This window comes from Isoptericola sp. NPDC055881 (assembly GCF_053615895.1).
Genome location: NZ_JBSHCR010000047.1, coordinates 22,832 through 33,242, shown reverse-complemented (window position 1 = coordinate 33,242; position 10,411 = coordinate 22,832). Strand labels below are relative to the sequence as shown.

7 protein-coding genes are annotated in these 10,411 nt (G+C 74.9%); 3 read left to right on the top strand and 4 right to left on the bottom strand.

Annotated elements, in window-relative coordinates:
- Window positions 1-122 precede the first annotated feature (122 nt).
- The 4 genes from ACWGKI_RS14500 to ACWGKI_RS14485 form a co-directional block, all read right to left on the bottom strand.
- Window positions 123-1,796 carry an ABC-F family ATP-binding cassette domain-containing protein gene (locus tag ACWGKI_RS14500; RefSeq protein ID WP_452187924.1) on the bottom strand — a complete coding sequence of 558 codons (1,674 nt, stop codon included), beginning with the start codon at window positions 1,794-1,796 and terminating at the stop codon, window positions 123-125.
- 129 nt (window positions 1,797-1,925) lie between these two features.
- The gene (locus ACWGKI_RS14495; protein WP_452187922.1) at window positions 1,926-4,322 is read right to left on the bottom strand and encodes a hypothetical protein; all 2,397 of its coding nucleotides are present in this window, start codon (window positions 4,320-4,322) and stop codon (window positions 1,926-1,928) included.
- On the bottom strand, window positions 4,322-6,391 hold the full coding sequence (locus tag ACWGKI_RS14490; RefSeq protein WP_452187920.1) for a beta-galactosidase: 2,070 nt from the start codon (window positions 6,389-6,391) through the stop codon (window positions 4,322-4,324). The genes ACWGKI_RS14495 and ACWGKI_RS14490 overlap by 1 nt, the downstream gene beginning before the upstream one ends.
- Window positions 6,392-6,530: 139 nt before the next feature.
- Window positions 6,531-7,550 carry a LacI family DNA-binding transcriptional regulator gene (locus tag ACWGKI_RS14485; protein WP_452187919.1) on the bottom strand — a complete coding sequence of 340 codons (1,020 nt, stop codon included), beginning with the start codon at window positions 7,548-7,550 and terminating at the stop codon, window positions 6,531-6,533.
- Between the two features lie 89 nt (window positions 7,551-7,639).
- Between ACWGKI_RS14485 and ACWGKI_RS14480 the strand changes: the two genes are divergently transcribed.
- From ACWGKI_RS14480 to ACWGKI_RS14470, 3 genes are all read left to right on the top strand, one after another.
- Window positions 7,640-8,014, top strand: coding sequence for an L-rhamnose mutarotase (locus tag ACWGKI_RS14480; RefSeq protein ID WP_452187917.1), 375 nt, complete (start codon window positions 7,640-7,642; stop codon window positions 8,012-8,014).
- 230 nt (window positions 8,015-8,244) lie between these two features.
- A complete protein-coding gene (gene rhaI / locus ACWGKI_RS14475; protein ID WP_452187915.1) occupies window positions 8,245-9,426 on the top strand; it encodes an L-rhamnose isomerase in 1,182 nt (393 codons plus the stop codon).
- 2 nt (window positions 9,427-9,428) lie between these two features.
- Entirely contained in the window at window positions 9,429-10,337 is a 909-nt protein-coding gene (locus tag ACWGKI_RS14470) for an alpha/beta hydrolase (protein ID WP_452187913.1), read from the top strand.
- The last annotated feature ends 74 nt before the right edge of the window (window positions 10,338-10,411 follow it).

Here is a 10,411-nt window from a genome sequence, read left to right as displayed (position 1 = left end):
AACTACCTCGGCACGGTGCGTGCTACCTCGGCAGTGTGGGTGCTACCTCGGCACGGTGGGTGCTACCTCGGCACGGTGGGTGCTACCTCGGCACGGTGGGTGCTACCTCGGCAGTGGGGGTGCTACCTCGGCGAGCCGGTGTCCTCGACGACGCGGCCGCCGTCGAGCACGAGGCGCCGGCCGCGGAGCCGCCCGCGCATGGTGCGGTCGTGCGAGACGAGCACGAGGGTGCCGGCGAACGCGGCGAGCGCCGACTCCAGCTCTTCGACGAGCGCCGGGGCGAGGTGGTTGGTCGGCTCGTCGACGAGCAGCACGTCGGTGGTGGTCGTGACGACGCGGGCGAGCTCGAGCCGCGACCGCTGGCCCTGGGACAGCTCGGCGATCGGGCGCGGCAGGTCCTCCGGGCGGAACAGGCCAGTGCCGAGGAGGGCCTCGGCGTGCTCCTCCAGGTCGCCTGGGCGGCCGGCGGCGAAGCCGTGCAGCACGGTGCGCGTGTCGCGCGACGTCAGCGTCCCCACCTGGCGCAGGTGCCCGACGACGCCCGAGACGCGCGCCGCGCCGGCGTCCGGCGCGAGCTCGCCCGCGACCACCGCCAGCAGGGTGCTCTTGCCCGCGCCGTTGGCCCCGGTCACCAGCACGTGCTCGCCGTGACCCACCACGAGCTGGGGCACCGCGAGACGCGGCACGCCGCCGCGCCCGTGCACGACGACGTCGGCGAGGCCGATCGCGGGCGCACCGTCGGCCTCGGCGTCGACCGCCGCCGTGGCGACGTCCGTCCGGAACTCGGCACGGTCCGCGGGCCGCTCGGCCGGATCCGCGGTGAGGCGTCGCACCTGCTCCTTGGCGCGCCGGATGCGGCCGGTGGCCCCGTGGGTGCGTGACCGGGACCGGAAGGCGCCCGACCCGAACGACGCCATCGGCAGCTTGCGGGGGATCTGCTCCATCGCCTCCGCGTTCGTGTCGACGACGCGCTGCTGGCGGTCCACGTCCGCGCGCCACCGCTCCCACGCGAGCCGGGCCCGTTCGCGCTCGGTCTCCTTCGCGGCCAGGTAGCCCGACCATCCCGCGCCGTACCGGCGTGCGCGGCCGCCGTCGACCTCGACCAGCGTCGTCGTGAGGTCCGCCAGGAAGGCCCGGTCATGGGTGACGGCGACGACCGTCCCGTCGTGGTCGCGCAGCCGGCCGGTGAGCCAGTCGAGCGCGTCGTCGTCGAGGTCGTTGGTGGGCTCGTCGAGCAGCAGGAGCTCCGGGTCGGCCGCGAGCGTCGCCGCCAGCGCGAGCCGGGAGCGCTCGCCGCCGGAGAGCGAGCCGAGCGGGCGCGCGCGGTCCAGGTGGGGGAGCCCGAGCCGGTGCAGCGCGACGTCGACCCTGCGGTCGGCGCCGCGCCCGTCGCGGGCGTCGAAGCGTGCGGTGAGGTCCGCGTACCGGCGCAGCGCGTCGTTCAGGTCGGCGCCGTCGAGCGCGCCGAGCCGGTCCTCGAGGGCGGCGACCTCCGCCGCGAGGGCGCGCACGTCCGCCAGCACGTGGTCGATGGCCTCGGCGACGGTGCTCGACGGCGGCAGGTCGAGCGACTGCGGCAGGTAGCCGGTGCCGCCCGGCGCGCGCACCGTGCGGGTGCCGTTCTGCGGGAGGAGCGTGCCCGCGACGACGGCGAGGAGCGTGCTCTTGCCGGAGCCGTTGTCGCCGACCACGCCGACGCGCTCGCCGGGGGAGACCGTCAGGGAGAGGCGGTCGAGCACCACGCGGTCGGCGTAGCGCAGGGTGATGTCGGTGAGGGTGAGCTGTGACGGGTCCACGGGGGACTCCTTCCCGGAGCGGAGGTTCGACGCGGCGGCGCGGGACTGCTCACAGGGATCTCATCGCCGTGCACCTTACGTCCCGGTGCCGGGACGCACCAGGTGATTGTGGTGAGCGGTCGGGCGGTGCTACCAGGAGAGGGCGACCGGCCCCAGCAGCCCCGACGGCCGGCGGTCGCCCTCGTAGTAGTTCGCGGCGCTGTTGCTCACCAGCACCTCCAGGGTGCGGCGGCCGGGGCGCAGCACTCCCGGTGCCAGGGCGAGCACGTGCGGGGCGGTCAGCGCGTGCCCGACGACGACGCCGTCCACGCTCACCGTCGCCGCGTCACCCACCGTCCCGAGGTCCAGGCGCGCCGCGCCCACGCCTTCCGGCACGTCCACCTCGGCCGTGTAGCGCACCGACCCGGAGAACCGCCGCAGGGCCGGCTCGCGAGCCCAGTCGCCCAGGCCCAGCACGGTCGGGACCGCCGCGCCGTCGTCGTCCTGGATCGCGGCCAGGTCGCCGACCACCCGCGCCACGACGCCGCGCCAGCCGGAGACCTCGACGTGGTGGCCCTCGGTCGGCGCGGACGTCGCGGCCGTCGCCACGGGGCGCCCGGCGGCGCGCACGAGCGCGAGCGTCCGGCGCCGCTCCAGCACCAGCACGACCCGCCCGTCGTCGTCCCGCTCGACGGCGCGACGTGCGTCCGTGAACGGGTCCCACCAGCACGCGTCGTCCGGCAGCGGCGGGAGCCGCAACGCGGTGCGCACCGGCTCCTCGCCCTCGTGGAAGAAGACGTAGCCCGCGCCCCCGCCGAGCACCACCGCCCGCAGGTCCGGCGCCGCGGGCGCGGCGTCCACGACCGGCACGCCCGCCGCGCACAGCCGGGCCTTGAGGGCGACGACCCCCGGCACGCCGTCGGCCGGGTCCACCAGCACGGCGTACCCCGCCGCGACGTCCGGGTCGTCGCGGTCCACATAGCCGAAGTCGAGCTGTGCCTCCAGCAGCGCCCGCACCACCGGCCCCGACGGCACCGCGTCCGGCCGGCTCAGCACCCCCACCGACCACACGGGCGGCGCGGCGGCGAGCAGCTCCGCCACCCGCCGCACATACCCGACCAGCGGCGGCAGGTGCGGCCACCACGAGTTCCACCGGCCCAGGTCGGGCTCGCTCTCGAACGCCCGCGCGCCGCGCACGGACGCGAAGAACGCGTGCAGCACGGGCGTCGTCACGCCGCGGCTCAGGTACCAGTCGAGCAGCCAGCGGGCCTCGTCCAGGCTCAGCCGCCACCCGTACGCGCCGAGCACCTCCGTCACCGCCGGCGCCCCGCCGCGCGCCCGCGCGGCGCTCGCGGCGACCTTCGGTGCGGTGCTCTCCGGCCCCTCCAGCGCCGAGCCGTCGCCCGGCAGCACCCACCGCCACACCGTGTCCTGCCCGGGCCAGTCCATGCGCGCCGCGGTGCCCAGGTCGTCCGGCTCCGCCGGGTGCCCGGTCAGCGCGATGCCGTGCCGGGCGCACCACGCAGCCTGCGCGTCGTAGTACGCGCGGTGCAGCCGCGCCCGCACGGCGTCGTCGTAGGCGCGCACGAACCCCGTCGCGCCGGGGTCGGTGCCGCCCGGGCGCGTCTCCTCGCCGCCGTCCCACAGCGCGGGCAGGCGGCGCAGCACGTCCGCGACGTCGACGCCGAGCGCTGCCGCGACCTCCGACTCCAGCCCGGGCGTGTACGGGCGGGCGAGGGGCCGGTGCCCGCGGCCCAGCAGGAAGGGCTCGTCGGTGAACATCGCCACGACCGTCGTGCCCAGGTGCTCGCCCAGCGCGGCGGCGTACGCGTCGTGGGTCAGCTCGAGGAACGCGGCGACGGCGCCCGGGTGCAGCAGGTCCGCGGCGGCGGGCGCCAGCGCGGACCCGTCGTCCTGCTCGGCGTGCGCGCCGCGGATCGTGCCGCCGCTCGCCGCGTCGAAGACTGCCGTCACCGTCCAGGCGCCCGGCAGCAGGTCGAGCCGCACCAGCCCTGGGGCGCGCACCGGCAGCAGCACGCCCGCGCCGTCTCGCGTGACGTCGCGCCCTTCCTCCGGGTCGCGGCGCGCGACGACGGCCAGCAGCCGCGCGTCCAGGTCGCGGCCCAGCGCGGGGCGCCAGTAGTCGGCCTCGCCACCGCCGACCTCGCCACCGCTGGCCTCGCCACCGCCGTCCGGGACGACGACGTCGTGGGTCACCGGCACCAGGCAGCGGGCGGCGAACGCCGGGTCGCGCGCCACCACGGCACCGTTCGCCGAGCCGGACGGGTACGACGCCTCGTCGTAGAGGATCACCGCCAGCCCGAGGCGCGCGCACTCGTCCACCGCCACGCGCACCAGGCGCAGGTACTCCGGGGTCAGGTACCCGACCCGGCGGCTCAGCCCCACCCGCGCGCTGAGCGTCACCCCGACGAAGCCCGCCCCGGCGAGCTCGCCCAGCTGTGCCCGCACGCCGTCGTCGTCCAGGTCGTCGTTCCAGAAGACGAACGCGTACGGGCCCACCGGGCCGTCGGGGGCGTGCCGCGGCATCAGCCGACCCGCACCACACGCACCGCCCCCGCCGGCACCGGGAGGACGCCGTCGACGACGTCGCCGCTCAGCAGCTCGGTGCCCGTCACGGGGGCCGCGCCGGTGCCGAGGGTCGCGTCCGTCTCGGTGTGGTTGATCGCGAACAGCCAGGACGTCGCGCCGTCCTCGGACCATCGCCGCACGACCTCCACCCCGGCCGGCGCGACGACGTCGGGCCCGACGCCGGCCTCGGCCACGAGCTGCTCCGCGAGCGCGCCGAGGCCCGCCTCGTCCAGCCGCGTCGCGACGTACCAGGCCCGCCCGGACCCGACCTCGCGCCGGGTCACCGCCGGCCATCCCGCGAGGACGCCGTCCCCGTACGCCGCGACCACCTCGGTGCCGTCCGCGGCCCGGGTCTTCTCGGTCCACAGGTCGGCGCCCGCGTCACCGCCCACCGCCTTGCCGGCCACGCGCACCTGCACGCCCTCCTGCAGCGGGTTGAACTCCTCGGTGCGCACGCCGAGCAGGTCGCGGAACGCGCCGGGGTAGCCGCCGAGCCGCACGTGGTCGTGCTCGTCGACGATGCCCGAGAAGTACGTGACCACCACGGTCGCGCCGCGCTCCGCGGCGGCCGCGACGTTCGCGGCGTCCGCGTCGGTGACGAGGTAGGTGGTGGGCAGCACGACGAGGTCGTAGCCGTCGAGGTCGGCGCCCGGCGGCACGAGGTCGGTCGTGACGCCGAGCCGCCACAGGGCCCGGTACCAGGCCTGGACCTGGTCCATGTAGCGCAGGTCCCCGGAGGGGTGCGAGTCGAGTTCGGCGCCCCACCACGACGGCCAGTCGACGACGACGGCCGCGCGCGAGCGCACGCGCGACCCCCGCACCTCGCCGAGCGCCCGCAGCGCGCGCCCGAGCGTCACGACGTCGCGCCACACGTCGGAGTCGCGCCCGGCGTGCGGCACCATCGCCGAGTGGAACTTCTCGGCGCCGGCCCGGGACTGGCGCCACTGGAAGAACATCACCGAGTCGGCGCCGCGAGCCACGTGCTGCAACGAGTTGCGCAGCAGCTCGCCCGGCGCCTTCGGCGTGTTGCGCGGCTGCCAGTTCACGGCGGACGTCGAGTGCTCCATGAGGATCCACGGGTCGCCACCCGCGACGCCGCGCGTGAGGTCGGCGGAGAACGCGAGGCCGACGTGGCGCTCGGGGTCCGCCGACATCGTGTAGTGGTCGTTCGCGACGACGTCCAGCTCCGGCGCCCACGCGAAGTAGTCCATGCCCTTGGTGTGCGCGGTCGCCATGAGGTTGGTCGTGACGGGCACGTGCGGCGTGATCTCGCGCAGCGTGTCGCGCAGGTCGAGGTAGTAGTCGAGCAGGGCGTCGGAGGAGAACCGGTCGAAGTCGAGCTGCTGCGTCGGGTTGGCGAACGTGGGCGCCGTCAGCGGCGGCAGCACGTCGTCGAACGAGCCGTAGCGCTGCGACCAGAACGCCGTGCCCCACGCCTCGTTCAGCGCGTCGACGCTGCCGTACCTGGCGCGCAGCCACTCCTGGAACGCGGCCGCGGCCGCGTCCGACCAGTCGCGCGGCACGTGGCAGCCGATCTCGTTGTCGACGTGCCAGACGGCGAGCGCGGGGTGGTCGCGGTACCGCTCGGCGATGCGGGTGGTCATGCGCAGCGCGTAGTCGCGGTGCACGGGGTGGGTGACCGAGTACGACTGGCGGCCGCCCTGGTGCAGCACGGTGCCGTCGGCCAGGCGGGGAAGGATCTCCGGGTGCTGGCGGGTCAGCCACGGCGGCGGCGACGCGGTGGCGGTGGCCAGCGCCACGCGGATGCCCGCGGAGTGCAGGCGGTCCATCGTCTCGTCGAGCCAGCCCCAGTCGAGCTCGCCCTCGCGCGGCTCGATGGTCGCCCAGGAGAAGATCGCCACGCTGAGGATGTTGACGCCCGCCTCGCGCATGAGCTCGAGGTCTTCCAGACGCACGTCCTGCGGCCACTGCTCGGGGTTGTAGTCGCCGCCGAAGCCGAGGCCCGCGAGGTCGGCGTTCCAGGGGCGGGGGGACGGGGTGGACTCCGGTGTCGTGCGTCGGCGCATGTCCCGAGTCTGTCATGTATCGATTCAATCGGGAAGCGCTTGCCGGGTCTCGAACCGGGCCCCGCCGCGATGCCGAACAGGTGGTTGTTCACCGAATGACGCTGTATTCGGTGAACAACCACCTGTTCGACGTCGGGTGTCAGCCGACGCCGGTCGTCGACTCCCGGACGATCAGCTCGGGCTGGAAGGTCACCTGCTCCACGGCGTCGTCCGGGTCGAGCAGCAGGTCCGCGGCGCGGTGGCCCAGCTGGTGCGTCGGCTGGCGCACCGACGTCAGCGGGGTCGCCAGCTCGCCGGCGAAGGCGACGTCGTCGTACCCGACCACCGCCATGCCCGACGGCACGGGCACGCCGGCGGTGCGCAGCGTGCGCAGCACGCCCAGGGCGGTGAGGTCGTTGACGCACATCGTCGCCGTCGGGCGGTCGGCCAGGGCCAGCACCTGCTCCGTCCCGGCCTGGCCGCCGTCGGCGTTGAGGGTCGCGACGGTGATCTCGACGAGCGCCTCGCCGGGGTCGAGCCCGACGTCGACGAGCGCGTCGTGCAGGCCCTCGCTGCGGTCGGCGCACTGGCGGATCGTGTGAGGGCCGTTGAGGAAGGCGATGCGCTCGTGCCCCAGCCCGACGAGGTGGCGGGCGGCCGCCCCGGCGCCGGCGCGGTCGTCCACGGCCACCGACGACAGGGTCTCGACCGGCGACGGCCGGTCGAGCAGCACCACGCGCAGCCCGCGCGCCCGCAGGGTCTCCAGGTGCTCGACGTCGTCCGTGGCCGGCACCACCATCACGCCCTGCACGCCGTGCTCCTCGAAGAGGCGCAGGTAGCGCGCCTCGCGCTCCGGGTTCTCGTCCGAGCTGGCCAGCATGAGCGTGTAGTCCGCCTCCTCGAGGCGGTCCTCGATGCCGCGGGCCACGTCCGTGAAGAACGGGTTGGAGACGTCCAGCACGATGGCGCCCGCCGTCGTGAGCGTGCCCGCGCGCAGCTGGCGCGCGGAGCCGTTCGGCACGAAGGCGAGGTCCTCGATGGCGGCGAGCACGCGCTCGCGCGTCGTCGGGGAGACCCGGTCCGGGCGGTTGAGCACGTTCGAGACCGTGCCGACCGACACCTGGGCCTGGCGCGCGACGTCGCTGATCGACGCGCGGCGGCGGGGGGCGGTCGTCGTCATGTGCTGCTCCTCGGGTCCGGGCGCCTCGTCACGCCTGGGCTTCAGCGTAGAGGTACCTGTGCGCAGGTCGGTGTTGCTAGGTTCATCGTATGAACCGTTTCATCGACGACGGCGCGACGACGCACGTCTGTTTCGTGTCCCGGGTGCGGCGCGACCGGCTCGACGAGTACCGGGCGGCTCATGCCGCCGTCTGGCCCGACATGCTCGAGGCGCTCGCCGAGACGGGATGGCACGACTACCGCCTCTTCCTCGGCGCCGACGGGCTGCTCGTCGGCATCCTGCGGACGGACGACTACGAGCGGGCGCAGCGGGACATGGCCGCCCGCGAGGTGAACGAGCGCTGGCAGGCGGCGATGCAGGACTTCTTCGAGCCGTCCGACGGCCGCCCGGACGAGGGCTTCGTCCAGCTCGAGGAGGTCTTCCACCTGGAGACGCAGCTCGACGCCGCCCGCCGCACCGCCTGATCCCGCGAGCTGTCAGACCCACGTCCGGCCCTGTGCGCACGTGAGTCTGACAACTTCCCGGCACCTGGAGCTGTCAGAGCCAGGTGGTGGCAGGGCAGCGCGTGGTTCTGACAGGTCGGCGGGTGGTTGACGCCGCCCGGACACCGGCTTAGTGTATGAAACGATTCAAAGCGGCCGCGCACGACGGGTCGCACCAGCACCGCGCGAGGGAGCGCGGACGAGGAGGAGACATGACGGCGACGACGCCCGTGCTCGACGCACGGCTGCGCAAGGCCCTCGGCGAGCAGACCATCGAGCTGCCCTCGTGGGCGTTCGGCAACTCGGGTACCCGGTTCAAGGTCTTCGGCACGCCGGGCACCCCCCGGGACCCCTACGAGAAGATCGCCGACGCCGCGCAGGTGCACGCCTTCACGGGCATCGCGCCGCGCGTCTCCCTGCACGTCCCGTGGGACCTGGTCGGCGACTTCGCCGACCTGGCCCGGCACGCCAAGGAGCACGGCGTGAGCATCGGGATGATCAACTCGAACCTGTTCCAGGACGACGACTACAAGCTCGGCTCGCTCACGCACGCCGACCCGGCCGTGCGCCGCAAGGCGGTCGCGCACCACGTGCAGTGCATCGACGTCATGCGCGCCACGGGGTCCAAGGAGCTGAAGATCTGGCTGCCGGACGGCACCAACTACCCCGGCCAGGACTCGATCCGCGCCCGCCAGGACCGGCTCGCGGAGTCGCTCGCCGCCGTCTACGAGGAGCTCGACGACGACCACCGCATGGTGCTCGAGTACAAGTTCTTCGAGCCGGCGTTCTACCACACGGACGTGCCGGACTGGGGCACGTCCCTGCTGCACTGCCTCGCCCTCGGCGAGCGCGCGAAGGTCGTGCTCGACACCGGCCACCACGCCCCCGGCACCAACATCGAGTTCATCGTGGCCCAGCTGCTGCGCCAGGGCCGGCTCGGCGCCTTCGACTTCAACTCGCGCTTCTACGCCGACGACGACCTCATGGCCGGCGCCGCGGACCCGTTCCAGCTGTTCCGGATCATGCACGAGATCGTCGAGGCCGACGCGCTCCGCCCGGAGTCGGGCGTCAACTTCATGCTCGACCAGTGCCACAACATCGAGGACAAGATCCCCGGTCAGATCCGCTCGGTCATGAACGTGCAGGAGGCCACGGCGAAGGCGCTGCTGGTCGACGCCGAGGCGCTCGACGCGGCCCAGCGGGCGGGCGACGTGCTCGGCGCGCACGGGGTGCTCATGGACGCGTACAACACGGACGTCCGCGGACTCCTCGCCGACCTGCGCGCCGAGCAGGGCCTGGACCCGGCACCGATGCGGGCGTTCGCCGCCTCGGGCTACCTGGACAAGATCGCCGCTGCGCGCGTGGGCGGCACGCAAGCGGGCTGGGGCGCCTGAGCATGACGACGACGGCGGCCGACCAGCTCCGCGTCCGCGACCACGTCCTCGCGGGACCGCACGGTGACCTGCGGGTGCGCGTCTACCGTCCCGCGGGAGCGACCGTGGCGGGCCTCGTCTGGGCGCACGGCGGCGCGTTCGTGCACGGCGACGTCGACATGCCCGAGGCCGACGGTGTCGCACGCAGCCTCGCCGCGGCGGGCGTCGTCGTCGTCAGCGTGGAGTACCGGCTCGTCCCGCCGATCGACTACCGCGACCCGCAGGCCGTGCCCGGGGCGGACGGCGTGCGGTTCCCGGTGCCGTCCGAGGAGGTCGCGTTCGCGTTCGCGTGGGCGGCCGGCGCGGCGGACCTCGGCGTCCCGGCCGGCCGCTGGTCGCTCGGTGGCGCGAGCGCCGGCGGCGACCTCGCTGCCGGGGCGGCGCTGCGCCTGCGCGACGGCGCGGTGCCGCTCGGCACGCTCGTCGACGCGCCGTCGCGCGTGCCGACGCCGTCCACCGTCGTCCTCGCCTACCCGGTGACCCACCAGGTGCTGCCCGCGCCCTCCGCGGAGCTCGCCGCCAAGATCGCCGCCCTGCTGCCGGAGCGGGACTTCCCGCCGACCGCGGTCCGGGCGATGCACGCGAACTACCTCGGCCACGACGGCGCGGCGACGTCGCCGTACGCCTTCCCCGGCGGGCAGGACCTCACGGGCCTGCCGCCCACGCTGATCGTCAACTCCGACCACGACGCGCTGCGCTCGGGCGGCGAGGCCTTCGCCGCCGAGCTCCGCGCCGCCGGCGTCGACGTCGTGGTCGTCCGCGAGGACGACACGTTCCACGGGCACCTCAACCAGCCCGCGGACCCCGGCTGCGCCCGCACTCTCGCGCGGTTCGCCGCGTGGCTGACCACGGCGCACGAGCCGCCCCGCTGAGCCTGTCGACCCAGCCGACCCGAACCGCCTGAACCGCCCGCACCTACTCACGTCCGTCGGCCGACGGACCGATC